21 protein-coding genes are annotated in these 26,622 nt (G+C 49.0%); 16 read left to right on the forward strand and 5 right to left on the reverse strand.

The annotated features are described in order from the left end of the window. Window positions 1-97 precede the first annotated feature (97 nt). The gene (locus JIN82_RS01550) at window positions 98-847 is read right to left on the reverse strand and encodes an AraC family transcriptional regulator (RefSeq protein WP_200309874.1); all 750 of its coding nucleotides are present in this window, start codon (window positions 845-847) and stop codon (window positions 98-100) included. A gap of 160 nt (window positions 848-1,007) precedes the next feature. Between JIN82_RS01550 and xylA the strand changes: the two genes are divergently transcribed. The 7 genes from xylA (at window position 1,008) to JIN82_RS01585 (ending at window position 8,511) form a co-directional block, all read left to right on the forward strand. Beyond that, the gene (gene xylA / locus JIN82_RS01555) at window positions 1,008-2,321 is read left to right on the forward strand and encodes a xylose isomerase (RefSeq protein ID WP_200309875.1); all 1,314 of its coding nucleotides are present in this window, start codon (window positions 1,008-1,010) and stop codon (window positions 2,319-2,321) included. Between the two features lie 78 nt (window positions 2,322-2,399). Continuing rightward, window positions 2,400-3,956 carry a xylulokinase gene (locus JIN82_RS01560; RefSeq protein ID WP_200309876.1) on the forward strand — a complete coding sequence of 519 codons (1,557 nt, stop codon included), beginning with the start codon at window positions 2,400-2,402 and terminating at the stop codon, window positions 3,954-3,956. A 3-nt stretch (window positions 3,957-3,959) separates the two neighbouring features. Then, window positions 3,960-5,006: a sugar phosphate isomerase/epimerase family protein gene (locus JIN82_RS01565; RefSeq protein ID WP_200309877.1), complete on the forward strand. Its 1,047-nt coding sequence runs from the start codon at window positions 3,960-3,962 to the stop codon at window positions 5,004-5,006. Window positions 5,007-5,010: 4 nt separating this feature from the next. Next, window positions 5,011-6,174: a Gfo/Idh/MocA family protein gene (locus JIN82_RS01570; protein WP_200309878.1), complete on the forward strand. Its 1,164-nt coding sequence runs from the start codon at window positions 5,011-5,013 to the stop codon at window positions 6,172-6,174. Between the two features lie 112 nt (window positions 6,175-6,286). Then, the gene (locus JIN82_RS01575) at window positions 6,287-6,889 is read left to right on the forward strand and encodes a sugar O-acetyltransferase (protein WP_200309879.1); all 603 of its coding nucleotides are present in this window, start codon (window positions 6,287-6,289) and stop codon (window positions 6,887-6,889) included. Between the two features lie 38 nt (window positions 6,890-6,927). Beyond that, window positions 6,928-7,470: a hypothetical protein gene (locus JIN82_RS01580; protein ID WP_200309880.1), complete on the forward strand. Its 543-nt coding sequence runs from the start codon at window positions 6,928-6,930 to the stop codon at window positions 7,468-7,470. Window positions 7,471-7,482: 12 nt separating this feature from the next. Continuing rightward, the gene (locus JIN82_RS01585; protein ID WP_200309881.1) at window positions 7,483-8,511 is read left to right on the forward strand and encodes a M23 family metallopeptidase; all 1,029 of its coding nucleotides are present in this window, start codon (window positions 7,483-7,485) and stop codon (window positions 8,509-8,511) included. Between the two features lie 79 nt (window positions 8,512-8,590). Here JIN82_RS01585 and JIN82_RS01590 read toward each other — a convergent pair whose 3' ends face one another. Continuing rightward, window positions 8,591-10,435 (reverse strand): serine/threonine-protein kinase, encoded by a 1,845-nt coding sequence (locus tag JIN82_RS01590; RefSeq protein WP_200309882.1) that lies wholly within the window; start codon window positions 10,433-10,435, stop codon window positions 8,591-8,593. Between the two features lie 161 nt (window positions 10,436-10,596). Between JIN82_RS01590 and rlmN the strand changes: the two genes are divergently transcribed. Then, on the forward strand, window positions 10,597-11,697 hold the full coding sequence (gene rlmN, locus JIN82_RS01595) for a dual-specificity RNA methyltransferase RlmN (protein ID WP_325099456.1): 1,101 nt from the start codon (window positions 10,597-10,599) through the stop codon (window positions 11,695-11,697). Between the two features lie 495 nt (window positions 11,698-12,192). Next, on the forward strand, window positions 12,193-12,951 hold the full coding sequence (locus tag JIN82_RS01600; RefSeq protein ID WP_200309883.1) for a PEP-CTERM sorting domain-containing protein: 759 nt from the start codon (window positions 12,193-12,195) through the stop codon (window positions 12,949-12,951). A gap of 108 nt (window positions 12,952-13,059) precedes the next feature. Here the strand turns inward: JIN82_RS01600 and JIN82_RS01605 are convergent, their stop codons facing one another. Continuing rightward, complete coding sequence (locus JIN82_RS01605) at window positions 13,060-13,608, reverse strand: hypothetical protein (RefSeq protein ID WP_234041696.1); 549 nt, start codon at window positions 13,606-13,608, stop codon at window positions 13,060-13,062. A gap of 231 nt (window positions 13,609-13,839) precedes the next feature. Here JIN82_RS01605 and JIN82_RS01610 point away from each other — a divergent pair, with 231 nt between their 5' ends. The 6 genes from JIN82_RS01610 to JIN82_RS01635 all read left to right on the forward strand — a co-directional run bounded on the left by JIN82_RS01610 (window position 13,840) and on the right by JIN82_RS01635 (window position 23,112). Continuing rightward, on the forward strand, window positions 13,840-15,339 hold the full coding sequence (locus JIN82_RS01610) for a sulfatase family protein (protein ID WP_200309885.1): 1,500 nt from the start codon (window positions 13,840-13,842) through the stop codon (window positions 15,337-15,339). Between the two features lie 124 nt (window positions 15,340-15,463). Beyond that, entirely contained in the window at window positions 15,464-17,737 is a 2,274-nt protein-coding gene (gene rnr / locus JIN82_RS01615; RefSeq protein ID WP_200309886.1) for a ribonuclease R, read from the forward strand. 74 nt (window positions 17,738-17,811) lie between these two features. Continuing rightward, window positions 17,812-19,002 carry a sodium/glutamate symporter gene (locus JIN82_RS01620; protein ID WP_200309887.1) on the forward strand — a complete coding sequence of 397 codons (1,191 nt, stop codon included), beginning with the start codon at window positions 17,812-17,814 and terminating at the stop codon, window positions 19,000-19,002. A 95-nt stretch (window positions 19,003-19,097) separates the two neighbouring features. Further along, window positions 19,098-20,099: a glutaminase A gene (gene glsA, locus JIN82_RS01625; RefSeq protein ID WP_200309888.1), complete on the forward strand. Its 1,002-nt coding sequence runs from the start codon at window positions 19,098-19,100 to the stop codon at window positions 20,097-20,099. An 18-nt stretch (window positions 20,100-20,117) separates the two neighbouring features. Then, window positions 20,118-21,641 carry a DcaP family trimeric outer membrane transporter gene (locus tag JIN82_RS01630; protein WP_200309889.1) on the forward strand — a complete coding sequence of 508 codons (1,524 nt, stop codon included), beginning with the start codon at window positions 20,118-20,120 and terminating at the stop codon, window positions 21,639-21,641. A gap of 34 nt (window positions 21,642-21,675) precedes the next feature. After that, entirely contained in the window at window positions 21,676-23,112 is a 1,437-nt protein-coding gene (locus tag JIN82_RS01635; RefSeq protein ID WP_200309890.1) for a hypothetical protein, read from the forward strand. A 115-nt stretch (window positions 23,113-23,227) separates the two neighbouring features. On the opposite strand, the gene lysS is transcribed toward JIN82_RS01635, so the two are convergent. Together lysS and JIN82_RS01645 are read right to left on the reverse strand one after the other, a co-directional pair. After that, complete coding sequence (gene lysS / locus JIN82_RS01640; protein WP_200310017.1) at window positions 23,228-24,694, reverse strand: lysine--tRNA ligase; 1,467 nt, start codon at window positions 24,692-24,694, stop codon at window positions 23,228-23,230. A 127-nt stretch (window positions 24,695-24,821) separates the two neighbouring features. Then, on the reverse strand, window positions 24,822-25,046 hold the full coding sequence (locus JIN82_RS01645; protein WP_200309891.1) for an FmdB family zinc ribbon protein: 225 nt from the start codon (window positions 25,044-25,046) through the stop codon (window positions 24,822-24,824). 143 nt (window positions 25,047-25,189) lie between these two features. Here JIN82_RS01645 and JIN82_RS01650 point away from each other — a divergent pair, with 143 nt between their 5' ends. Beyond that, on the forward strand, window positions 25,190-25,828 hold the full coding sequence (locus JIN82_RS01650) for a L,D-transpeptidase family protein (RefSeq protein ID WP_200309892.1): 639 nt from the start codon (window positions 25,190-25,192) through the stop codon (window positions 25,826-25,828). Window positions 25,829-26,622 lie beyond the last annotated feature (794 nt).

Genomic DNA, 26,622 nt, shown 5'->3' on the forward strand with positions numbered 1-26,622 from the left:
CATGCGAAATCTCAAAAAAATGCCCGCTGACCTAGCAAATCATGACACTAGTCCATTTCTGTTACTAAACCGAAAACAATAAGTAAGACACAAGCGTTTAATCAGAAGACCTGTAATACCTTCTGTAAACAGAAGGAGTCATGTGCATGATTCGTTCAAATGAACGCGTGAAGCTCGCATGTTCCTGAAAGCCAGTTTGTAGTGAAATTTCGCCAATATTCAGCTGACTGTTAGCCAATAAATCACAGGCCGCAGCAATGCGAGCTTGTTGGATAAAACCTCTCGGCGTCGTGCCGAGGTGCTTATGAAATCTCCGCTCTAGAGTACTGATAGACATACCGCTATGTGCAGCTAGAGAAGAGACGGATAGAGACTCGCCCACATTCTGGTGAATGTATTCCACGAGCTGGCCAATCGCGCGGTAATCTGACGGCAGCGGATGCACTTGGTCAATCTTGCGAGAAATGCCCGCCGTGCCCATAATCTTATCATCGCGATCATAGATGGGAATCTTGGTCGTACTGCGCCATTCGATCGCTCCCGTGCGCATGGTCACAAGCTCCATTTTATGCCGAATCGACTCGCCAGTTTCTACAATTTTCTTTTCATCGGCGCGATAAACCTTCGCCAATTCCGGGGTATGTATATCTTCGTCAGTCATGCCAATTTCCGCACCACGACTGAATGCCTCATAATAGGCATGATTAAGAAAAACAAATCGTCCATCACGGTCTTTGATCCAAAAACCTATATCTGGGATCTCATTCAGTAGCTCCAACGCAACCTGACCCGGCTTCATATTCTGCGTAAACTCATCGACAGTTAAACCACCATTGAATTTCTTCATGTCTATACAACTATTCATATTCCTAATACTGGTCAAATACTTTCACTCTCTCAAATGACGAAAAATGACAAATCTATGATGACTCCAATCATTGTATTTTTACAGATTTAATATATTCTCAATACATCTACCCCCGACGCAACTATTAAACTTTAAACTCATGTCTAACCATTTCCCAACGATCAATAAAATCCAGTACGAAGGACCAAAAACTCGCAATCCACTCGCATTTCGTCACTACAATCCAGATGAAGTTGTTGGAGAAAAAACCATGCGTGAACACCTCCGCTTTGGCGCCGCATACTGGCACGTGATGCGCAACGAACTATCAGATCCATTTGGCGCAGGCACTTCAGTCACTCCATGGGATGACAAAAGCGAATCTCTGAAAAATGCACTCAATCGCATTCCCGTTTTCTTTGAGTTCCTCGAAAAATGCCAGATCGACTACTACTGTTTCCACGACCGTGACATCTCACCTGAAGGTGCCACCCTGCAGGAAACTCACGATAACCTAGCCTGCATCACCGACGAGCTCGCCAAATATCAAAATCAGACAGGTAAAAAACTCCTCTGGGGCACAGCCTGCCTATTCAGCCATCCACGTTACGCACAGGGCGCAGCTACTTCACCTAACGCTGATGTTTTTGCCTACAGCGCAAGCATGATCAAACACGCGCTGGAAGCCACTCACAAACTCGGTGGTGAAGGATACACATTCTGGGGGGGCCGCGAAGGCTACGGCAGCCTGATCAATACCGATATGAAGCGCGAACTCGACCACCTCGCTGCCATGCTTCACCTCGCCGTGGATCATGCTAAAAAAATCGGCTTCACTGGACAATTCTACATCGAACCAAAACCACGTGAACCGTCTACTCACCAGTACGACTCAGATGCCGCAGCTTGCCTCAACTTCCTGCGTGAATACAAGCTGCTAGACCACTTTAAGCTCAACCTAGAAACCAACCACGCAACACTGGCTGGCCATACGATGGAGCACGAAATGGAAGTTGCGATCAATTCTAACGCGCTAGGATCTATCGACGCTAACCGCGGTGACGAACTCCTCGGCTGGGACACCGACCAATTCCCGACTAACATCTACGGTTGTACTCAAGTCATGCTTCGCCTGCTGAAAATGGGCGGATTCACCACTGGCGGACTGAACTTCGATGCCAAGCGTCGTCGTGAATCACACCAACCAGATGACCTATTCCACGCCCACGTCGGCGGCATGGACGCCTTCGCTCGCGCACTCAAGATTTCCCACGCGATCATCGCAGACGGCCGCATGGATGAATTTGTTTCATCCCGCTACAGCAGCTTCGATCAGGGTATTGGTTCAGATATCGAATCTGGCAAAGTCGACTTGGAAAAACTCAATGACTACGCGCTCGGCATTGATGCGCCAATTCTTAACAGCGGTCGCCAAGAGATGCTAGAAAACTTGCTCAACGATTACATCGTCTAATTTTAGACCATTACCAAGCCTACTTATCCAGCTGGATGGGTAGGCTTTTTTGTAAATTTAATAACAATACCATCAGCCATGATCACACTAGGATTAGACGCCTCCACTCAGAGCCTATCAGCTCTCATCATCGACACCTCAAAGGGAACTATTATAGCTGATCACAGCGTGTCATTTGGCCGCGATCTAGCAAAATACAAATCCCCAGCTGGTTTCATCCCCGGCGGCAAAGATGGCGAGATCCACGCCGACCCACGCATGTGGTTAGATGCCCTCGACATGCTCATGGCTAAACTCCAATCCTCAGGCATTGATGTCAGCACCATCGATGCCGTTAGTGGCTCAGGCCAACAACACGCAACCGTCTATCTCGCTGAAAAATTCCACCAAACAATCAGCCAGCTAGATAGCTCACAAAACCTATCCAGCCAACTGGACGACTGCTTCTCCCGCCAAACATCCCCTATCTGGATGGACAACTCGACCGCCAAAGAGTGCGCCGAGATGGCCGACGCTATCGGTAGCCAACAAGAAGTGTGCAAACGCACCGGCTCTATCATGATCGAGCGATTTTCAGCGGCTCAGATTCGCCGCTTTGCCAAGCTCGACCCCGCTGGCTGGCAAAATACCAACACCGTGCACCTTTGTAGTTCATTCCTAGCTTCCGTGATTAGCGGAAAATCAGTTGCCATTGACCACGGCGACGGCGCAGGAATGAACCTGATGAACCTGCAATCACTCAGCTGGGATGACAAAGTTGTTAGCGCCTGTGCTCCCGAGCTAGCAGAGAAGCTGCCATCACTAGCACCGTCAGCTACAGTGGCTGGCAACATCGCCCCGTACTTTGTTGAAAAGTATGGTTTCAAGGCGGAATGCAAAAGTATCTTATGGACTGGCGATAACCCTAGCAGCCTCGTCGGCATGGGCGCGGCTGGTGCTGGAAAAATGGTCATCTCGCTAGGCACTAGCGATACCCTATTCGCAGCTATGCCCGAGCCAGTCACCGATCCAGATGGCTATGGTCACGTATTTGGTAACCCGCTCGGTGGCTACATGAGCCTGATCTGCTTCCGCAATGGATCACTTGCTAGAGAGGCGCTCAAAGAGCTACTCGCCGCCAGCTGGGAAGATTTTGCAGCCGCAGGAAAAGCTGAACGCATGGGCCCAGATGGATTCTCTGCGCCATTTTTCATGGAGGAAATCACCCCGCTAACACGCGCTCCACACACTCAATGTTACGGCAATGTGGATGAGGAAAAACTAAGTAAGTTAGAAAAAATACGCTTCCTGCTCGACGGCCAGTTCATAAATATGAAATATCGAGCAGCTTGGCTCGGTATTGATCCGGATGAAATCTATCTTACAGGTGGCGCCGCACAAAACGACGGCATCGCCCAAACTGTAGCGGACATCTTCCAAATCCAATCCAGCCGACTACAGGTAAATAACTCAGCCGCGCTGGGAGCTAGCCTCAGAGCAGCTCACGCCTGTGGGATTTCTATCCAATCATTAGAAAGTGATTTCTGTAAATCCTCAGCTGGCAGCGAACGCTCACCGCAAACAATTTCACCTGAGTCACAGCTAAAATCAAAACAACTCTACCAATCCCTAATCAACAACATCAAACAAGACTAACTCATGGCAAGAAAACTAACACTATTCACTGGGCAATGGGCAGACCTGCCAATTGCTGAGCTGCTCCCAAAAATTAAAGAAATGGGTTACGACGGTGTCGAACTCGCCTGTTGGGGCGACCACTTCGATGTCCAACGCGCACTTACAGAAGACGACTACTGCAGTAATCTCTGGCAACTCATCGAGCAAAATGGCCTCGATTGTTTTGCCATCTCAGCACACCTCGTTGGCCAAGCCGTGTGCGACCTCATTGACGAAAGGCATCAAGCAATTTTGCCTGACCACGTATGGGGTGATGGTGAGCCTGAAGGTGTTCGCCAGCGCGCCGCCGAAGAAATTAAAGATACCGCCAGAGCTGCTAGAAAGTTTTTTGATGCCGCCCCGTTCACCCCAAAAGGAGGTCGCCCGCCAGCGGTTGTCAATGGTTTCACTGGTTCATCTATCTGGCACGCTCTCTACGCGTTCCCACCTACCAGCCAGGAATTTTTGCAAAAGGGATTTGATGATTTTGCCGCCCGCTTCCTGCCTATCCTCGATGTTTTCGAAGAACTGGATGTCAACTTTGCCTTAGAAGTTCACCCAACAGAAATCGCTTTCGACATCGCTTCAGCTCAACGATCGTTAGAAGCTGTTAACTTCCACAAACGCTTCGGCTTCAACTACGACCCGAGCCACCTCGGCTACCAAGGCGTCGACTACGTGAAGTTCATCCACCAATTCTCAGATCGACTCTATCACGCTCACATGAAAGATGCGTGGTGGGGCCACGGAGACGGCACCGTTGGTGTCTTTGGTGGACATACCGACTTTGCTGATAGCCGCCGTTTCTGGGATTTCCGCTCAGTTGGACGTGGTGACGTCAACTTTGAAGAAATCATCGTCGCCCTCAATGACGTCGGCTACGAAGGCCCTCTATCAGTCGAATGGGAAGACGCACGCATGGACCGTGTACACGGCGCTACCGAGAGTGCTGCATTCGTCAGAAAGTTAGACTTTCCGCGCAATACTGACGCCAGCTTCGACGCAGCCTTTGACAACGACAATCAATAATAACATGAGCTCAAATAGAAAAATTCGCATGGGCATGGTTGGCGGTGGCCAAGGTGCATTCATCGGTGCCGTCCACCGAATCGCTGCAGCCATCGACCAACAGATTGAACTTGTCTGCGGTGCTTTCAGCTCAGACGCTGAGCGCTCGCTAGCTTCAGGCCTTGAGTTCTTCCTGCCAGCTGAACGTTGCTACGCCAGCTACCAGGAAATGATGGAAAAAGAAGCCGCGCTACCAGCTGACCAGCGCATGGACTTTGTAGCTATCGTCACACCTAACCACGTTCATTTTCCAGCTGCCAAATCCGCCCTCGAAGCTGGTTTTCATGTGCTATCAGACAAGCCTGCAACCCTCGATCTAGCGGAAGCAAAAGAGCTCAGTAAGATAGTAGAAAAAACCGGTCTACTCTACGGGCTAACACATAATTACACCGGCTACCCGATGGTCAAACAGGCCAAAGAAATGGTCGCGGCTGGTGAGTTAGGCAAAATCCGCAAGATCGTTGTTGAATACCCACAGGGGTGGTTAGCGACTAAGTTAGAAGACAGCGGACAAAAACAAGCCGCCTGGCGAACCGACCCGAAACGCTCAGGTGCAGCTGGCTGTATTGGAGACATTGGCACTCATGCCGAGAACCTAGCAGAATACATCTCAGGACTGAAAATCTCCGAACTAGCAGCTGACCTAAGCTCATTTGTTGACGGCCGCTTACTTGATGACGACGGCAATATTTTGCTTCGTTTTGACAATGGAGCCAAGGGAGTACTGCATGCTTCACAGATCTCAGTAGGCGAGGAAAACAACCTCAACATCAGAGTTTACGGTGAAAAAGGCGGGCTCGAATGGCACCAATACGAGCCCAATACATTGCTCGTCAAATGGCTCGATCAGCCGACGCAGGTATACCGCACAGGTAATGCTTATCTCGGCGAAGCCGCCCAACTTAACAGCCGCACACCATCCTCACATCCAGAGGGCTACCTCGAAGCATTTGCTAATGTGTATCGTAACTTTGCCGATCACATCCGCTGTCTGCTAGATGGCTCGCAGCCTAGCGCTCATGTGCTAGACTACCCTAGCATCGCCGACGGCGTGCGCGGCATGGCATTTATCGAAGCCACTGTAGCTAGCTCAAAAAATAACGCAGCCTGGACTGAGCTGGACATCTAGCAAAATATAAACAGCCGTATCTATCGAAAACACCTTTCTGTAGAACTGCATTTTGATCTTAATTCACACTGTGCTAGTATGCTTTTGATAAGTAACTAGCACAGTTTTTTTTATGCCTACAGAGAAAGAGAAGATGATTGCAGGTGAGCTCTATCATGGGTTCACAGACGAGCTAAATGCTGACCGTCTACGTGCTCGCGAACTGATGCACGACTACAATACCAGCCCCTACGGTGACACCACTCGCAAACAAGAAATTCTCAGCGACCTGCTAGCTAGCAGTAACAATGCTCATGTCGAAGCGCCGTTCCGTTGTGATTACGGCTATAACATTGAGCTCGGAAAAAATGTCTACATGAACTTCAACTGCGTCATTCTAGACGTCTGCAAAGTTACCATTGGCGACAATGTCATGTTTGCCCCCAATGTGCAGATTTACACTGCAGCCCATCCATTAGATGCAGAAACTCGTATCAGCGGGCTCGAATTTGGCACCCCTATCAGCATTGGTGATGATACATGGATTGGCGGCAACTCCGTTGTTTGTCCAGGCGTCAATATCGGCAAACGCTGCGTCATTGGAGCTGGCAGCGTGGTTACCAAAGACATTCCAGACGACTCACTTGCCGTTGGTAATCCAGCTCGTGTGATTCGCCAAATCGATAATTCAGAAAGGCTACGGAAAATTAACGCATGCATGGATCCGCTGCATTAGAACTTGAAAGCGAGGGCCATTAATCGCATCTTTGCCTCATGCGCAAAGCCTTGCTTATTTTTTCACTCATTCCATCACTAGCATTTTCTAGTGGTCAGAAGGCGCCACCGGCGTCGATTTCCTTCCACCTCGAATCCGGCGAAGGTGCCGGAGCTAAGATGGTGCGCGAGGTTGAGACCGTTGTCGGCAAAAAGTGGTTCAGCAACTCACCATTTGTCAGCAATGGTAACGTCGCTTCGTTTGCCCCATTTCCAGCCAAAGATGGTACCAGCTTTGGTGTTGTCTTTCAGGTGGATGGCCTCACTGCCAAACGATTAGAAGCGCTTACCGGCACCAATATCAACAAGTTGGTCATGCCTGTTGTCAACGGTCAGCCAACTCACGTTTTCCGTATTGATGAAAGCATCAAGGACGGTCAACTCGTCGTCTGGAGCGGGGTGACTGAGCGGGAAATCAAAGCCTACGACTTCCATTTCCCTCGCATTGGCCAGTCCAAAGAAGAATGGGAAAAGAACGTCAAAAAGCTCAAAAAAGAACTCAAGGAAGCCGAAAAACAACGCAAAAGGCTTGAAAAAGACTAACCATTAAGGCTCATGAAATCTCTCACCCTATTGGCTGCAGCAGCACTGCTCGCCCTAACTCCAACTAGCCAAGCTGGCCCATCTCAGCTGCAACTCCCTACAGCTAACGACGCCATCTTCAGCAGCAATCCTGAGGACTTCTACATGTACTGCGATCGCTCATTCGAGGGCGTGCAGTCAAAACCCTGGACAGCGGGCAAATATGGGTTCGTTAGAAACATGCGCCGCACCGCAGAAGGTGTGATCGGCACACGCTTTCACGAAGGCATTGATATCAAACCTCTCAAGCGAGATAGCAATGGCGTTCCGCTAGATATTATCCACCCAATAGACAGCGGCAAAGTCGTGCACGTCAATGCCGTTTCCAGCCGCAGCAACTACGGAAAATATATTGTTGTAGAACACCGCTGGCCGTCTGGCACCTACTACAGCCTCTACGCCCACCTTAATCGCATCGACTGTCAGGTCGGCCAAAAAGTAGACCACAAGTCATCCTTAGGAACATTGGGCTACACTGGCGTGGGCATTAACAAAACTCGCGCTCACCTGCACCTCGAGCTTTGTGTCATGAGTTCACCTCGCTTTGAGACATGGTACGGGCGTCATTACACTAGCCCTAACCACCACAGCATTTATAGCGGGCTCAACTTAGTTGGCATGGACATTGCCGAGCTATACAAACTTCAGCGTAAGCACAGCCAGATAAGCATCCCAGATCTAGTCAGCCGCGAGACGATTTACTATAAAATTACCGTCCCTCGTAAAGGTCAGCTAGATATCGTCAAACGCTACCCGTGGTTAGTTAGAGGAAATCATCGCTCCGCTTCAGCCTCATGGGAAATCTCATTTACTGACTCTGGATTCCCGCTAGCAGTCGAGCCATCTAGCAAGAAAGTCGGAGGCCCTGTGGTGAGCTATGTGCGCCCATCCAAAACTCACCATTCATACCAGACCAAAAAATACCTAAGCGGATCAGGTTCATCTGCATCAGTTAGCTCGTCTGGCTCACGCTACATCCAGCTGATTACTGGAGCATTCTAGCAGCGAGAAAGAATTCACCTATCCCAGCTGGAAATATTCAGCTGGGATTTTTTGTGCCATGCTAAAGACCAAAGGATCTCTACTGAGCTGCTGACTTCCGCATCTCTCTCAATTCTCTAGCATTGCGTAGCCGCCGCTTTTGAATCACATATTTAGACCGTCCATTAGTGACAATGGCTTCTTGAGCGGCGATCAATTCTTTACGCCGTCTATTGGCCTCTTCCTGCGTCTTGGAGGAACCATTATAATGAGTCGCTTGCAGCGTTTTGTAATCAGCTAGATAATTCCTAGCTAGCCCTTTATAGATGACTAACTGGCGGCTATCACTTAAATCAGACTGAACTACCTTCCGCATCAACTTAGCAGACTCATCTAGCAAACCTTGCTCCCAGTATTTCAGCCCCAAGGTGAAATTTGATAGAACCTGCACGGTCATATCAGAACTATCAGCTAGCTTGACCGGCGGTAGAACGGTCAAGGCCTTGACCAGATTCTCAAGCTCAGGTGAATGAGCGCCACCGTCGATTTCCCAGAGTGACTGCAGCTTGTATGCACTTGCTTCGGCATCTGCTGATCGACCATCTAAATAAGCCGATAGACAGGCACCAATTCCAGCCCAACTGCGGCTCGGCTCCATCACTGCCTCATCCGCAAGCAACTGATTAAAAGCTGCCTCGGCATTAGCAAAATGTCGGTTTTTTAAGCTAGAATAGGCTTTCTGATAGGCTGCTACAATTCTCTTCGCCTCCTCTTCAGTATTCCCCTCGCCTTCCAGCGCGTTTTCTAACTCGTCAAAGTCAATGGCTTCTTCTACTGCCTCAGCATCACTTGCGTCATCGTCACTATCGACTAATTGTGAAATGACAAATACAAGCGCCGCTGCACCTAACAAAGCTCCTCCAGCCAGCTGGATTTTTGGCTGCTTCCACCAGCTATTCGCTTGCCGTCTTCGTCCGCGACCGCGCTTGCGTTTGGGCTTTGAACTAGCAGCGTCTCTGTCGTCAGCAAAGGCTTCAGCTAACAACTCCTCCATCTCTGCGTAACTAGCAAATCGATCATTAGGATCCATTTCCATAGCTGTATCAATCAGCTCACAGCATGGTTCACTGAGCCAAGGTGCCACTTCAGCAATTGGCTTGATCGTTTTCTTTGCTTCTAAAACTTCTCTTGTCGATTGCGAGTTTGTGCTGATAGGTGGATCACCGGTCAGCGCATGATACAAGCTGGCTCCCAGCGCGTAGATGTCGCTACGAAAATCTTCCTCGCCTTTGACGAGCGCTTCTGGAGGCACGTAATATGGAGTCGCCCAGATTTCCTCGGCAGTTGCCTTGCCGCCTTGGGTGACCAATGCCAAACCAAAATCCACGATCTTGACCTGATCGTTAGCGTCAAAGAGTATATTACCCGGCTTAATATCTCGGTGAATCAACCCCGACTCACGTGCAGCTCGCAGACCCGCAATGGTCTCGCCAGCGACCTGCAGCACCTCGTGCTCAGGCAGTGCGCCATGCGCAGTCATGCGCTGTTCTAAGCTACCGTTAGGCACCAGCTCCATAGCGATGTAAAAATGCCGCCACGCCATGCCCACGGTGTAAACACGAACCACGTTAGGATGGCTAATCGCAGCCGTAATCAAAGCCTCGCGCTCAAACTCCTCCATGCGCTTCTCGTCTTTAGAGAGCTCTAGATTGAGCAACTTAATCGCCACCTCACGCTCCAGCTTGGTATCCCAGGCAGAAAACACCTCGCTCATCCCGCCAATGCCCGAGCGCTTGGTCAGCTCGTAGTGGCCCAGCTGGCATTTCACCCGTGTATGCTCCGAGCAATGCGGACAAATTACATTGGTAAATGGCACCATTTCGGTGACATCCATTTCTGCTCCACAGCCAATACAGTTATCAATGTCGCGCTCAGAATCACTCATCTTTACCTATTTCATAAGCAGCTCAGCCAGCCGATGCAACGCATAAAAGAAAATGCTTAGATATCCATACTATAAGTCAATGCTATGTTTTTCATCCTAGGCCCCCTATAGCCTACACGAATATCGCTGGTAATTTCATCAAAACGTGCTACCAGATCCGCGTGAGCAGCACCGTCAAACCATCACTTCTGGCCCAAACTAAGCAAGATCTCGAGACTATCATCGATGAGCTCGGCGAACGCCCGTATCGCGTCAAACAAATCCTCGACTGGATTTACACAAAACGCGTCGACAAAATTGAAAACATGTCAGACGTGCCAGCAAAGCTCCGTGAAAAGCTCGCTGAAGAATATACTCTGCACACACTGGAACACATCAGTGTCAACGGCGCCAAAGACACCACTCAGAAATTCCTTCTTAAGTTAGACGACGGACGCTACGTGGAAACGGTGCTCATTCCAGCTAACATTGGCGACGGCGGCATTCAGGCTGAACGCCGCACACTTTGTGTATCCTCACAAGTTGGCTGCGCCTACGGCTGTAAATTCTGTGCCTCTGGACTCGCTGGATTCACCCGCAACCTACGCCCCGAAGAAATCATTGGCCAAATCCTAACGGTGGAAAAAATTTCCGGCGAAAAGATCAACAACATCGTCTTTATGGGCATGGGTGAGCCAATGGCCAATTACAAGAATCTCGATAAAGCACTCGATATCATCACCGGCCAATGGGGCGTGAACATCGGTGCTCGCCGTATCAATGTCTCCACTTCTGGCCTCGCGCCGCAAATCAAACTTCTAGCTGATAGAGGTCAACAAATCCGTCTAGCCATTTCGCTTCACGGAGCTACTGATGAAGTGCGTGAGCGCATCATGCCGGTGAACAAAAAGTACCCGCTCAAAGAACTCATCGACGCACTGCGTTACTGGAAAACCCACAGCAAACAGAAATTTACTTTTGAGTTCATTCTCATCAAAGGAGTCAATGATTCCTTCGACCAAGCGCGCCAGCTGGCAAAACTAGCCAAATCGCTACACGCCAAAGTCAACCTAATCCCATACAACACGGTTGAAGGTTTAGAGTGGGAGCGACCAGCTCTGCAGCACTGCAAAGACTTCGCCGCCATCGTTCATAAAGCGGGAGTAACCACCACGCTACGTAACGAAAAAGGCCACGACATCGCCGCCGCATGTGGTCAGTTGCGCCTCAAACAAGAAACTGCTGAAGGCATCATCGAAGCCCCAGTGAAAACTAAGAAGTAGCGCCGCTGCCCTATCAGCTAGATCATTCCTTGCTCTAGCTATTTATCCCGTCACTCACGGGATAGCCTCTGACTTGTTATGCAATTTAGACTAGCTTTCTATGCTTTCTTAACCGGCATCAATAATTAGTCGGACATATAGTTCAATCAAAACCTAATAGCGCTAATTGAGTTCATTTACTTGGAGCGCATTGATTGCTAATCGATTTGATTCCAGCTATTTCCCGCAGCTGCCGATGCAGCAAGATGCTCAAAACGAGCTATCACTCTAATCAGCAGAATTAGTGATTTTTGATACATTAGATGAGACAAATGATATCTAGATCAACTAGCTGAAAATGATTAACACTTAAAGACAACCCAACAACTTATTCATGATGAGCAACTTAGATTAAACCTTTTAAAGGCATGAAACGCTCGATTAAATCAATGGATTAGTTTAACGTGGCGACCACCTGAATCATCAGTTAGATTACACAGGCAAACAATAATTCCAATGATGAATCTACAAAAAATCTCTCTAATGGCTGCAGCCATACTAGCTGTGACTACAGCCTCCCAGGCATCTACAGTAATTGTTAGCTATACAACAGGCGCTGGATCTAACGTAAACGAAATCATCACTGCTGATAAAGCGTTCAACTCATCCACTGCTATTATAAACAATGGTGATTCAGGATATAGCGGTCCTAATACTTACGGTGGCTTCTATCTGCATGGATACACCAATGCAGATAGCCAAGTTAAGGTAGCTGACCACAATGCCAACGGCTGGACTGTTAGAAATAAGGTTGTTGGTGAAACTGTCACTGGCATCATCGGGTTTAGCACTGGCGGAGTCGATGCTGGAGCTAATGCCTCCCTATCTTCCACTGCTAGCCTCAGTACCCCTGGCTTATTTAACTTCCATTACTTCATCGAAAACGATGGCAACTTCTACATCAGTGATGCGGTAAACAGTAACAACGAGGGTGGAACTTTTAATTACACCTTGGGTGATCTCAGTTGGAATAACTACGACCCTGAGTCTTCGGCTGCTGGAATCGCTTTTGCTGGAGATCCTGTGGCGGATCCTGATTTTGCCAACATTGGATTTGTAGGTGTTGTCATGAGTGGTAACAGGACCGTTGATAGTAGTAGCAGTTCCTTCGACATGCGTTTGCCAGAATTTCAATTTGCCATCGTACCTGAGCCTAGCTCAACCACATTGCTAGCTCTAGCTATGGGTCTAGGCATCACTCGTAGACGCCGATAGATCAAACTCTATATTCCATCCGCCACGTAGCACTCCTACGTGGCGGATTTTTTTGTTAATTTGATATAGCTGCCCCGCTCATACTAGAGGACAGTCAAAATAAACAAACTAAACGAGCTGGCGATAGAACCGGAAACCAGTGAATGCCAAGATACCAAACGTGGCGAAAAATATCCACACCATCATAGTCTCAGAATTACCAACCAAACGCGAAGATCCTTTTTCTCCGACTAAGTATTCAACCTTAACGTTTTTACCTTTGAATGGCCAGTCGGTAGCTACCGTATCGCTCTCACTGTGGGGATATCCTTCCTCATCGTAAAAGACATAGTTCACTTTCAACTTCGTGCTTTTCATAAACCTGCGCCTTGAAGACGTGGTCTTGTAAATATCACTGATCCGCGCATCCACAGTCTCGCCACTGGTTTTATACTTCAGCTCCTTACATGAACTAAAGGCCGACACGACGAATAACAGAAAGACAATGAGTAACCATTTGTATTGTTTTAGCTCTTCCATAAATATATTTGTTAGTTTTGGCAAATGCTGGCCGAAAATAACTAACACCTGCGAGAAGTGCGCAATATTTGCAAAACTAACGTATGTCAAGGCGGTGTCTGTCAAACTAACTAGATAATTGATTAGAAGCATTTCCATATCAAAAACCACAAGCTAGCTAACTGATATTAAACCACTTGAAACTAATTACAGCCTGAAAAACAGATCACACAAACCGAAAGCAAAAGACTGATAGGTAACACCTAAGATCCTATCAGCAATCGTCCAAAGGACATTATACGCCGGCAAATCGGTAAATAGACCAATTTAAACAATTAAAATACTGCTAGATTGAAACACACTGAGCAATCTGTACGTTGTCTATTGCGTATGAAGCTTTTCAGTCCAAAGATCATTTTACCACTGGCTATCACAGCCATCAGCTCAGCGGCACTTGCCCAAAGACCTAATATTGTGCTCATCTTCGCTGATGACATGGGGCACGGTGATATCAGTTGCCAAAACCCAAACGGCAAAATTCCAACACCTAACCTCGACAAACTAGCGAGCCAAGGCATGCGCTTCACCGATGGCCACAGTTCATCAGGTATCTGTACTCCTAGCCGCTTCGCTCTTCTAACTGGCCAGCACCATTGGCGTAAATTCCACGGTATCGTTGGATCATTTGGCGAATCTGTTTTTGAACCCGATGATTTCACCATCGCTAAAATGCTCAGTGAGAGCGGCTATAATACCGCCGCCATTGGTAAGTGGCACCTCGGCTGGAACTGGAAGAGCCTAGAGACTGGCAAAAATGATGCCCCTGAAGGAGCCAAGAATGCCCAAGGACCAGCAGCTTACGACTGGAGCAAACCTATCCCAATGGGTCCGCTAGACCAAGGCTTCGACTATTACTTTGGTGACGGCACTATCAACTTCCCACCGTATTGTTGGATCGAAAACGATAAAGTGGTTGAGCCTCCAACAGTGATGATGGACACAGATACCTTCAAACCAATCCCTGAAGGTCGTTGGGAATTCCGCCCAGGACCAATGCTCGACGGTTGGGATCCATATAAAGTCCTTCCAACACTAACTGATAAAGCAGTCGAGTGGATCGGCAAACAAACTGCCGAAAAACCATTCTTCCTCTACTTTGCACTACCGTCACCACACGCGCCAATCATCCCTAACGATGAATACGTCGGCAAGTCACAGGCTGGCCCTTACGGTGATTTTGTTTATGAATCTGACGCCATGGCTGGACGTATCATCAAAGCCATCGAAGACAAAGGCTTTGCTGATAATACCATCGTTATCTTCTCTGCCGACAATGGCCCCGAAGGTTACGCATACGACCGCCTTAAAAAGACTAACCACAATAGTTCAGGTGAACTGCGTGGCCTCAAACGTGATCTCTATGAAGGTGGCCACCGCGTGCCATTCATCATCAGTTGGCCAGGAAAAACGAAAGCTGGTAGTGTGAGCAACCAAACAATCAGTCAGGTTGACCTCGCAGCAACATTTGCAGCCGCCGCTGGCACCACGATACCTAACGATAAAGCAATCGACTCACACGATCTGACTCCACTGCTTGCTGGTGAAGACAAACCAATTCGCAAGTCTACAGTACAAAATACCAAACCTAAAGCATTTGCTCTACGATCAGGTGACTGGCTTTATATGAATACCAATTCAGGTTTCACACGTCGTCCCGATGCGACAAAAAACGGTGAAGACTACAAAACCAAAGGGCTGTTATTTAACCTTAAAGACGACCTCGGTCAGCAAAACAACCTGTTCGATAGCGAGCCTGAGCGCGTTGAAAGAATGGACAAAGAGCTCAACGAATACATCGACGGAAAGCGCACTGCGCCAACTCGTCCATAACAAATCTAATTAAGAATTCTATTCTCAGGCCGAAGCTAACGCTTCGGCCTGTTTTGTTATATAGGAAAAGATACGCCACAAAATAGAAGTTGCAGCTAGCACTCAGAAAGCGCATGCTTAACTTATGGATAACATCCGCGCGAGCATCATTGAGATTCTTAAAGAGCCTAATTATCGTGGGCTGAATAAAATCGACCTATCGAAAAAACTCGAACTCGGACCGCGCGATCGATCTAACTTTCGTACCCAACTCGCCAAGCTCGAGCGAGCAGGCATCATCATCCGCGCGAGCAAAGGCAAATACTACCTGCGTGGTGGCGACGACAAACCAATACTCATCGGCCAAATTCGCTTTTCACAGAAAGGTCACGGTACCTTTTTCCCCGACCTCAACGACAAACAGAATCTTTCATTAGATATCGAACTGGAAAAATGCCGCCGCATTCACATCCCCCATACCAAGGGAGGTGTGGCTCTAGATGGAGACATTGTCACCGTACAGATAGACCGCTGGGGAGAAGAACGCAAAGCCCGTGGAGGCAAACAACGACGAGGCGCTGAAAAAGGACGCCGGCGTGGTGATAAACGCCAGCCAAAGCCAGTAGAACTTTCCAACAACGATCCTGTTGGTCGTGTCGTCGACATTATCAAAAGACGTAACAAGTATGTTGTTGGCACCTATTTCCAGCGCGGTAAATTCAGCTATTTTCAGCCAGAAGATCATACCTTGCCCGAAAGCTTCGACATCATCGAGCCTAGCAAAGCCAAATCCGGTCAGATGGTAGCGGTGGAAATTGTAAAATGGACAAGTCCGTTTGAGATTCCACAAGCACGCGTCAACGAAATCCTCGGCTGGCCAGGAGATGTTGGCATCGACATGCTCAGCATCGTTTTCAAAAATGGCATCAAAACCGACTTTCCACCGCAGGTAAGCGCAGATGCGGATGCGGTGCCTCATACCATCGATGAGGACGAAGTGGCGCGGCGCGACGATTGGCGCGAGCGCCTGATCATCACCATCGACCCTGCTGACGCCAAAGACTACGACGATGCTATTGCGGTAGAAAAGGCTGACAACGGCAACTGGCTATTAGCCGTTCACATTGCTGATGTTTCTCACTATGTAAAGCCTGGCAGCCCGCTAGACGAAGAAGCTAGATACCGCGGCAACAGCACTTATCTAGCTGACAGAGTTATCCCTATGCTGCCTCCAGTACTATCAGATAACATGTGCAGCCTGCGCGGTGGTGTTGACCGCCTAACCAAGTGCTGCGTGATGGAAATCTCACCAACTGGAGACTTACTGAAATCAACCTTCAGCGATGCCATTATTCACAGCAAAGCACGCATGAGCTACGAAGAAGCTCAGGTGATGCTAGAGGGCGATACTGGCGAAGAAATTGGCGACATGGTTCGCGATGCCTGGCAGTTAGCTTCCATGCTGCGTAAAAATCGATTCGTCAAAGGTGCTCTGGACTTAGACTTCCCGGAAGTTAGGGTGAAGTTAGACGAAAAAGGTGTCCCCGTCGACATCATCAAAAGTGAGCACAATGAAAGCCACAAGCTGATTGAGGAGTTCATGCTGCTAGCTAATGAGGCGACCGCTAGACTTCTTAAAGGTAGAGCCACAGGAACCATTTACCGCATTCACGAAGATCCAGATGCCGACAAACTGATGGAGTTTAGCCAAACGGCAGCAACACTCGGGTTTAGGTCTGGAGACCTCACTAACCGCAAGCACATCCAAAGCCTGCTCAAGCAAGCTAAAGGAACTATGGAAGAGCACGCCATCAAACTCGGCCTGCTGAAAAGCCTCAAACGCGCTGCCTACGGCAAAGAACCACTGGGCCACTACGGACTCAATAAAGGCGATTACTGTCATTTTACCAGCCCTATCAGACGCTACGCTGACCTCATTGTGCATCGATCATTAGAACGCCATCTGAGCAACCCACCTGCTCAGATAGATCCAATTCTAAAGTCAGCTGAGCTCGACAAGATAGGCGAGCACATTTCTAACACCGAGCGTACTAGTGCGGCAGCTGAAAACGAAAGTCAGAAGCTCAAGATGATGGAATACCTCTATCTCTGCACACAAAAAGAAGAGCCTCCGATCTTCAAATGCGTGGTGATAGAAGCACGCCGCATGGGCATCTTTGTTGAAGCTATCGACATCATGACTAAAGGACTCATCCGCGTCGACCACTTCCCCGCTGGTGATTGGTTGTTTGATTCCGAGCTACAAAAATACACTAACCACGACGGCATGAAGGGCAGCTTGAAAGAAATCAAAGTTGGCCAAAAAATCGACGCTCACGTCGCTAGAGTGGATATTGAAGCCAAGATGATCGACTTCAAATTCGTGCAAGCTGCAGCAAAAAGATCACGCAAAAAGTAGATTCATACGTTCTATTCTTGTCGATAATCAAACCAGTGCTAACTTTATAATTAGCCTGCAAGGTTCACATTATCATGGAATTAGAACTCAACCGCATTTGGACGATCGTCGTTGCCCTCGCTTGTATCGAGCTGGGCAAGCGACTTAACAGAAAGTTCAGCTGGCTAGAAAAAGGCAACATCCCGCCATCTGTCTCAGCTGGCCTCGTCGTCTCCCTTTTGCTCGCGCTGGTACGTGAATTTGGCTGGCTGGATGTTAGCCTAGATCCAGTACCGCGAGACTCTCTCTTGTTAGTCTTTTTCGCCTCATTAGGTTTTGGCGCCCATCTTGGCAAACTCGCATCAGCAGGCAAAGGCACGCTGATGGTTTGCATCGCCATCGTTGTTCTCATCTTCACCCAGAACATCATCGGCATGGGCGTGGCAAAAGCTTTTGGCCAGCCGGCTGAACTGGGGCTCTTTTGTGGTAGTATCGCCTTTCTCGGTGGCCACGGAACCGCAGTAGCTTGGTCAAATACAGAGATGGCGCACTCTATCAACGGCGCATTCGAGTTAGGCGTAGGCAGTGCCACTTTGGGCTTAGTTTTGGGTGGCTTAGTTGCCGGCCCCGTAGCCATGTTTTTATCGCGGCGAAATACTGAGGAAATCAAACACTCTACCTTGTTTGAGAAAGACGTTGTTGTCGAAGTTGAACGCGATCACGTATTCTCATCAGATCGCTGGATCATCTCTCTGTTATTTATCTTAGCCTGTGTCGCCATCGGTATCCCCATGCGTGAGTGGCTGGTAAGCCAAGGCAAATCTATCCCGCCATTTCTGGCCGTAATGTTAGTCGCAGTGGCTCTCACTAACATTGCTGACCTGGTTAACAAACCAATGGACAAGGAAGTCTCAGATCTGGTTGGTACAGTATCACTACGCATCTTTCTAGCAATGGCGATGCTCTCATTAGATTGGGGCGAGCTGGCAGAATACCTACCGCTGTTGATCACGGCGTCTATCTTGCAGGTTGTTGGCATACTCATTATCACCTATTTCCTCGTCTATCTATCATTCGGAAAAGGTAATGAAGGATCCAGCGCAGCTGGTGGGTTCATTGGTTTTGGCTTAGGAGCCATGCCTGTTGGCTTAGCCGTGATTCGTCGACTAACTGATACTTTTGGCGACTGCCCTCGAGCCATCCTATCCCTAACTCTAGCAGCTTCATTATTCTGTGACACAGCCAATGCCGTGCTCATTTCTGCACTTTTCAAATGGCTTGGATAGCCAGCACATTTACAAACAACCATTTTAATCTGGACTTAAATCATTCATAACGATTAGTTTAGCAGATGCATATTGCTCAGAAATGCTAACTAACAATGAAAAGTCTAATCACCACCATAGGAATAGGCATTGGCCTATCAATAAGCCTAGCAGCCGACGAACTGCCAACTAAGGAAGCGTTAAAAAAAGCTGCTGAAGAAGCGCACGCGAAATTCAAAGACGAGAAAGAAGGCAAAAATGCCGACTACATTCCCGCTCTAGCAAAAGTCCCTAGCGAACTTTTTGGTATCGCCATCGTCACCGCTGACGGCGAGGTCATAGAAGTTGGCGACGTCGACTACAGCTTCTCAATGCAGTCCTGTTCTAAGGTTTTCACGATGTGCATGGTGATGGAAGAATCTGGAGCTGAGGCTATTTTTGAAAAAATCAACGTCGAGCCCACAGGCATGCCATTTAACTCTATCAAAGCGATAGAACATGGCGACGGGCGAGCTGACAACCCACTGGTTAATGCGGGCGCCATTGCCACGGTGAGCATGATTAAAGCCGACTCACCCGAGCAGCGATGGAAAAAAATCAGCGATTATTATAACCTGCTAGCGGGCGAGGAACTCAAGGTGCTAGAGGACGTCTACGTCTCTGAAGCTGAGACAAACTTCCGCAACCGTGGCATCGCCAACGTTCTATTTAATTCCGGCAACTTATTCTGCGACCCGCTAGAAGCCACTGACGTTTACACCCGCCAGTGCTCTGTCGGAGTGACTACCGCGCAGCTGGCGATGATGGCGAGCCCACTGGCTAACGATGGTGTCCATCCAGTTAGCAAAAAAACATTTCTCAAAGAAGACGAGGTGCCAAAAGTGCTCTCTATCATGACCATGGCAGGCTTCTACGACGGCGCAGGACAATGGGCATGGAAGACTGGCTTACCTGCTAAGACGGGTGTGGGCGGAGGTATCTTTGCCATCGTGCCAGGCAAAATGGTTATCGTCGCCTTCTCACCACCAGTCGACCAATACGGCAATAGCGTGCGCGCGCAAAAAGCCATCCAGTACATTGCCGATAAGTTTGAGTATAACATCTTTGACGAAGACTAACATTAAGCAGCTGAAATTATGAATACGATACCGCAACTTAGAAAAGGCCTATGCCTGCTAACGATAGGATTACTCGCCTACCCTCAGCTGGCTGCAGCGGCAACCACTGAGGAAGAGCTTGCTGAGCTGAAAGCCACCGCGGCTGAGATGCAAAAAACTATCCAGCTGATGAATGCTCGCATCCAGGATCTAGAGAAAAAAAATGCAGCGATGGCAAGTAGCAAGCCAGCACCAGCACCAGCTAGAGCGAGCCAGCCAGCGGCGCCTAAACAAAGCACTCCACAGCTAGCTAACAAAACAGAGGATCTCGACCTCTATCAACGGTCACCATCGTACCTCAGCTTAGAGACGATAGCCGATGGTGGTGAGCTAGGGCACAAAAGTCCCGTGCGCTATCGTCATACCATGAACGATAGGCAAATAGCCGCATCTCGACCAGAAGACTATACTCTTGATCCCAAGTACCGTGGATTCATCCCCGTGCCTAACACACCAGTTCTGATCAAGTTTAATGCCAAGCCAAGGTTAGACTTTACCTACGATAACAATCTAGCTGGCAGCAATACACGTTTTGTTCCTTCTAAATTTCCGCTAGAAGGAAGTGCTGATTACGGTGGTAATGGACAAGCAAACCTCAATGCTAACGGCACCCAGCTGAGTGTCGACGTGCGAGCTCCTGAGCGCCCCGGCAATGTTCGCTTTTACTACCAGAACGACTTCTTTGGCGATGAGAATGCTAACATGCGCTACCGTCTGCAGCACCTTTACGGCCAGTATTACGGGCTGAAAGTTGGCTTCACCTACAGTGCTTGGGAAAACCCGGACGTCTGGCCAGATACGGTCGACTACGAAGGCCCTAACTCGGTGATTTTTGCCCGCCGACCACTAGTGCAATATACCCACGCATTCAACGAATGTTGGAACTCCACCATTGGCATGGAGCAGCCAGACTTTTACGTCGATGCGCCTAAGAAGTTAGCGCGCATGCCCGACTTCGCCGTCAATACCCGCTGGGAAAATGAGAACTTTGGCCACGTCCAGCTCAGCGGCATCATCCGCGATATCGGTGCGCGTGACGTCAACGGAGACGACTTCCACGAGCTCGGCTGGGGCATTAACCTCGGTACTAACATCAACCTCACAGAGTGCGACTCCTTGCAGTTCCTCGGCGTCTATGGTGAAGGCATTGGCGGCATGGGCAATGATACCAGCTTCCTCAATAGTGATGCTGGATTCACCGCTGACGGTGACCTCGAAGCGCTAGCCTACTGGAGTGTGATGGCTGGCCTAACACACCGTTGGAGCGATCGCTTCCGCTCAACGGTGACCTACGGTTACGCCCATCTCGACCCAGCCTCCGGCCAGGACGAGCAGTTCTATAACTTCAGCCACTACGCATCCGCTAACTTGATCTGGCAGATCAAACCACGTTGGTCGCTCGGCGCAGAAGGCCTCTACGGTTATAAAGAAGCTCAGAACGGCGATAGCAGTGACGACCACTTCCGCTTCCAGCTCGGCATGGTCTATTCCCTATTTGATTAATTCCATTGAGATAGCACAGTAATAGCACGAGGTGATGGGGAAACCCATCACCTCTTTTGTTACACCACACAGCTCACTGAATTACAAAAAGGTTGTCAGTGACGGTCAGCATTTTCATCGTCAAGCTAGCTGGCATTTGCTAGAAGACGATATTCGCCATATGAAACGTCGTCACGAACTGTCACTAATTCTGGGCTGTATAGCTATCCTAGCACTTATATTTGCCAGCTGGATATTCACAGCTTCGTCTAGCCCTGACTCTGACAATCTGGATTCAGCTAATATAGACATTTCAGCTAGATTAAAATCTATCTACAAACAGCATCCAAATCTTCGCCCAGCAGATATTGAAAGAAACAGCAAACAAGAGCACCAGCTGAATGAACTGCTAACAGGCGAAAATCTCATAAAGCTGAAGATGCAGATAGAACCATTTGAACAAGCTATCCAAAGCAATAAAAAAATCACCCTAGAGCAAGCCGAGACTTATTTAGCCGAACACGAAGTTCTGATCCAACAACTCATCGAACTAGGCCCAATAAATGCCCCCCTGCTGCAGACCGATGCTGGAGGAAACGATGCACAGCTTCATGGGCTAGCCAATTTCAACCTGCACAAAACTCTCACCGATATGCTTGGCGTTAGCCTTGTCTGCTATGCAAAAACTCAGCAGCTCGAGCGAGCCGAATTAGTCGCCGATGCCTTGCACAGCCACGCCCTGATGAAATCGCAAAACCTACAGGAGGCAACTGTGATCAGCCTAATAAGGAGCATGACACTTGATTATTATCTATATGCAGCTGGAATCAATTCACTAACAACAGACTTCAGCTCGCAGCTAAGATATCCAGATATCAAATTAAGCGACCTCCTCAGGGGCGAAAGCCAATACGCGATGACTATGCTCTATTCAGAAACCAAAATCACAGCTGATGGAAAACTCATCATTCCAGCTAACGTTTTTCAGGAAGAATCATTTGAGTTAGAGCCAGACAACAAAAATCTTATCCAAGAGCTTACTAATAACGTCAAAAAGAACCTCAACAAGAACGAGCCACAACATATCGAGCTAGACGAGTTAGAAGCTGGCTTCCTTCAAATGCTGAACAAACTTCAATCAGATATTAGAGCCCACGAAAGCCGCTCTGACAAAGCTCTTGATAAACCTTTCTTCAAAGCTCAGCAGAGCCATCTAGCTGGATTGAGTCCCGTAGCAAATGAGCTCTGTACATTCTATTTCATTGGCTTGGAGGAATACAGTAAAGGTTTACAATACGCAAAAATCTCAGATGAAATGAAGCAAACAGCCCTCGAGATTTGCCACGCACGCCAGCACGATTTCCCCTATACTAAGAAACTACCAAGCAATCCGGAGACTGGCGCGTCTATCCTCTGGGATAAACAAGCAATGCTGCTGGTAACAGAGATCTTTGATGAGAAAATTGAAGTCCAGATTCCCATTTCCAACTAGCTAACATGTGAAACAAACAAAAAACCTGTCAGGGTGACCTGACAGGTTTGAGATTTTCTAGCTGGGCATGTTAGCTTTGGCTGAACTATTCAGCCAGCTGGCTAACAAGCTATGCTTAGCTTCTGTTTTTCAGCTGTGGGAAGAGGACAACGTCGCGGATAGTAGGTGCGCCGGTGAGCATCATGACGAGGCGGTCGATGCCGATGCCGATGCCGCCAGCAGGAGGCATGCCGCTTTCCAGAGTTTCCACGAAGTCGTGGTCGATGAGCTGAGTTTCTTCACCTGCTTGGTCAGCAAATCGCTGAGCCTGCTCTTGTGAATCGTTAAGCTCTGAGTAACCCGGTGAGATTTCTTGGCCGTTGATGATGAGCTCGTAGACGTCTACCACATTGCCATTTTCTTTGTTCACTTTGGCTAGAGGAACGAGCTCCTTAGATACGTGAGTAACAAAACATGGATCGAATGTGTGCTCTTCTACCAGTTTCTCAAATACCTGCTGAGTCACCTCGTAGTCTTCCATGGCTGGTGAGATTTCTACGCCCAGCTCGCCACATTTTTCACGGCGCTGCTCAGGTGTGAGGTCAAACCAATCGTCGCCAGCGACACCTTTGATGAGGTCGTGGTACGGCAGACGCTTCCATGGGCGCTGCAGGTTGATAGTGCGGATGACTTCGCCTTCTTCGTTTTTGTGTTCGATGTTGAGTCCGCCGCAGTATTTCTCTGCTAGATGGCAGGTCATTTCTTCTACCAGGTCAGCCATTTGCTCGAAGTCTGAGAATGCCCAGTAGGCTTCTAGCATGGTGAACTCTGGGTTGTGACGACGGGAGATCCCCTCGTTACGGAAGTTGCGGTTGAGTTCGAAAATTTTGGTAAATCCACCTACTAACAAGCGCTTGAGGTGGAGCTCAGGAGCGATGCGCATGGTGAGCGGCATGTCGAGAGCATTGTGGTGAGTCTCGAATGGACGGGCAGCGGCGCCGCCAGCAACACCGTGCAGCATTGGAGTTTCCACTTCGAGGAATCCACGGTCGTGAAGGAACGAGCGGATTTCAGCAATCATCTGTGAGCGCTTGATGAAAATATCAGCGCTAGACTGGTTGCTCATGAGGTCGAGGTGACGCTTGCGGTATTTGGTCTCGCGGTCAGAAACGCCGTGCCATTTGTCAGGCATTGGGCGCAGTGCTTTAGACAGCACCGTTAGGCTGTTCACCTTTACAGATGGCTCGCCTTTGCCGGTGGTGAATGTTTCACCATCGATGCCAATCCAGTCACCCATGTCGAGCAGCTTGTAGGCAGCCCAATCGGTTTCTGAAACTCCTTTTTTGTTGAGATATCCTTGAATGCGGCCGTGTACATCGCCGATAGAGAAGAATACGCTCTTGCCCATATCGCGGATGGCGAGAAGACGCCCAGCCAGCTTGACCTGTTTCTCGTCAGAAAAATCGGCCTTCAGCTCACCTGGAGTGGTGGTGGTTTCAAACTTACTGCCGTAGGGGTCGATGCCTAGCTCACGGAGCTTGGCTAACTTCTCCTTACGCACGGCGATCAATTCTGCTTCTGTAGATTGTGGCTGTTCGCTCATTACGAGGCAGGGCATAGACGGCGAGCCAGCAGAATTCAAGCCTAGAGTTATGCCCAGCTAGAAAAGAAAATCAGCCAGCTAGAAAATCCAGCTGGCTGACCATTAAAATAAAATATTCTGAGCTCCTCTAGCCTTTATCTTTAGCGGCGTCGGACTTGTATGAGGCGCTGCGGTAGTCTGTTTCATAGAACCCGCTACCTTTGAAAATCACCCCGCCGCCAGCACCCAGCAGGCGCTTGACTTCACCATCACAATCCGGCTGCGGACAAGCGGTGAGCTTATCGTCGCTCATCTTCTGAAATACCTCAAAGACGTGGTCACACTGCTGGCATTTGTAGTCGTAGTTTGGCATAAATTGATAAAGAATTTTGACTTCGCCGCACTCAGTAGCGCATCAAACGTAAAAATCAACCACGGAAATAAGCCTCGACCATCCTTGACTCGACACCAAACTAAGTTGATAGTCTCTGCGCCCCTGATAATTCAGAGTCACTTATGAAGTTCCTTTCTCTCATCACCATCTCCTCGCTCGCAGTCGTTCTATGTCAATGCACACCCTATGCAGATGACTCTAGCTACTCGTGGGAATCCGGCACCCGTTATCTAGCCGGCTATGGTCCAGTCGGTGGTGATAGCTTTGGAAATAAGAAACCAGCTCGCGATGGTCAGAACCCTAACGACGGTGGTTATTGGGACGGCGACAGCGCCTCTGGCCCAGCCAAGATCCGCATCAACCGCGCCGAACAAAAAGCCTACTTTTATAAAGGCTCACAGCTCGTTGGCGTGACCCCTATTTCTTCAGGCGACTACAAACACACCACGCCAGCTGGCAGCTACAAAATCAGCCAGAAAAGCATCGACCACAAATCCTCACTCTATGGATCTATCGTCAATGCTAGCAATGGCTCCGTAGTTAATGGCAATGCAGACGTGCGTAAAGATCGCCCAGGACCAGGTGAAATCTACAAACCGGCACCAATGCCGTATTTCCTCAGATTCAACAGCGCCATTGGCATGCACGCTGGTTACCTGCCAGGCTACGCTGCCTCACACGGCTGCGTTAGAATGCCCGAGCACATGGCGGAAAAATTCTTCCATCACGCCAGCATCGGCACGCCGGTGATTGTGGAATAATTAGTAGAAAGTTTTCAGTTTTCAGTTTTCAGACTGGCTAGGTCAGTGACCTTAGCAGTTCTGGCGAAGCCTTTTGGAGTGCGGAGATCCTTCTCCGCTTTGCTAGCGAGATGACATCGCCACAGACCTAAGCTTCAGCCAATCAGCTCACATTCACAGGCGCCATCTACCAGCTAGAAATCACCCACTCTAGCCCCAAGCCCACACCAGCTAGAAACACCCAATCTAGCGACTAGCCCACACAAGCTAGTCCAGCTACGTTAGCAGTTCTGGCGAAGCCTTTTGGAGTGCGGAGATCCTTCTCCGCTTTGCTAGCGAGATGGCATCGCCACAGACCTAAGCTCCAGCCAATCAGCTCACATTCACAGGCTCCATCTACCAGCTAGAAATCACCCACTCTAGCCCCAAGCTCACACCAGCTAGAAATTTACCCACTCTAGCCACTAGCTAACGCTAGCTAGTCCAGCGGCGTTAGCAGTTCTGGCGAAGCCTTTTGGAGTGCGGAGATCCTTCTCCGCTTTGCTAGCGAGATGACATCGCCACAGACCTAAGCTCCAGCCAATCAGCTCACATTCACAGGCTCCATCTACCAGCTAGAAATCACCCAATCTATCGACTAGCCCACACCAGCTAGAAATTTACCCACTCTAGCGACTAACTATCGCTAGCTAGTCCAGCGGCGTTAGCAGTTCTGGCGAAGCCTTTTGGAGTGCGGAGATCCTTCTCCGCTTTGCTAGCGAGATGACATCGCCACAGACCTAAGCTCCAGCCAATCAGCTCACATTCACAGGCGC

This window comes from Persicirhabdus sediminis, from assembly GCF_016595495.1.
In the GTDB taxonomy this organism is placed as follows: domain Bacteria; phylum Verrucomicrobiota; class Verrucomicrobiia; order Verrucomicrobiales; family Akkermansiaceae; genus Persicirhabdus; species Persicirhabdus sediminis.

Excerpts from the sequence above, each read along its gene's own strand:
- JIN82_RS01550 (WP_200309874.1), bottom strand. The coding sequence starts at position 847 with ATGAAGAAATTCAATGGTGGTTTAACTGTCGATGAGTTTACGCAGAAT.
- JIN82_RS01570 (WP_200309878.1), top strand. The coding sequence starts at position 5,011 with ATGAGCTCAAATAGAAAAATTCGCATGGGCATGGTTGGCGGTGGCCAA.
- JIN82_RS01560 (WP_200309876.1), top strand. The coding sequence starts at position 2,400 with ATGATCACACTAGGATTAGACGCCTCCACTCAGAGCCTATCAGCTCTC.
- xylA (WP_200309875.1), top strand. The coding sequence starts at position 1,008 with ATGTCTAACCATTTCCCAACGATCAATAAAATCCAGTACGAAGGACCA.
- JIN82_RS01590 (WP_200309882.1), bottom strand. The coding sequence starts at position 10,435 with ATGAGTGATTCTGAGCGCGACATTGATAACTGTATTGGCTGTGGAGCA.
- JIN82_RS01575 (WP_200309879.1), top strand. The coding sequence starts at position 6,287 with ATGCCTACAGAGAAAGAGAAGATGATTGCAGGTGAGCTCTATCATGGG.
- JIN82_RS01600 (WP_200309883.1), top strand. The coding sequence starts at position 12,193 with ATGATGAATCTACAAAAAATCTCTCTAATGGCTGCAGCCATACTAGCT.
- JIN82_RS01585 (WP_200309881.1), top strand. The coding sequence starts at position 7,483 with ATGAAATCTCTCACCCTATTGGCTGCAGCAGCACTGCTCGCCCTAACT.
- lysS (WP_200310017.1), bottom strand. The coding sequence starts at position 24,694 with ATGAGCGAACAGCCACAATCTACAGAAGCAGAATTGATCGCCGTGCGT.
- JIN82_RS01630 (WP_200309889.1), top strand. The coding sequence starts at position 20,118 with ATGAATACGATACCGCAACTTAGAAAAGGCCTATGCCTGCTAACGATA.
- JIN82_RS01610 (WP_200309885.1), top strand. The coding sequence starts at position 13,840 with ATGAAGCTTTTCAGTCCAAAGATCATTTTACCACTGGCTATCACAGCC.
- JIN82_RS01580 (WP_200309880.1), top strand. The coding sequence starts at position 6,928 with ATGCGCAAAGCCTTGCTTATTTTTTCACTCATTCCATCACTAGCATTT.
- glsA (WP_200309888.1), top strand. The coding sequence starts at position 19,098 with ATGAAAAGTCTAATCACCACCATAGGAATAGGCATTGGCCTATCAATA.
- rnr (WP_200309886.1), top strand. The coding sequence starts at position 15,464 with ATGGATAACATCCGCGCGAGCATCATTGAGATTCTTAAAGAGCCTAAT.
- JIN82_RS01620 (WP_200309887.1), top strand. The coding sequence starts at position 17,812 with ATGGAATTAGAACTCAACCGCATTTGGACGATCGTCGTTGCCCTCGCT.
- JIN82_RS01650 (WP_200309892.1), top strand. The coding sequence starts at position 25,190 with ATGAAGTTCCTTTCTCTCATCACCATCTCCTCGCTCGCAGTCGTTCTA.
- JIN82_RS01635 (WP_200309890.1), top strand. The coding sequence starts at position 21,676 with ATGGGGAAACCCATCACCTCTTTTGTTACACCACACAGCTCACTGAAT.
- JIN82_RS01645 (WP_200309891.1), bottom strand. The coding sequence starts at position 25,046 with ATGCCAAACTACGACTACAAATGCCAGCAGTGTGACCACGTCTTTGAG.
- JIN82_RS01565 (WP_200309877.1), top strand. The coding sequence starts at position 3,960 with ATGGCAAGAAAACTAACACTATTCACTGGGCAATGGGCAGACCTGCCA.
- JIN82_RS01605 (WP_234041696.1), bottom strand. The coding sequence starts at position 13,608 with ATGGAAATGCTTCTAATCAATTATCTAGTTAGTTTGACAGACACCGCC.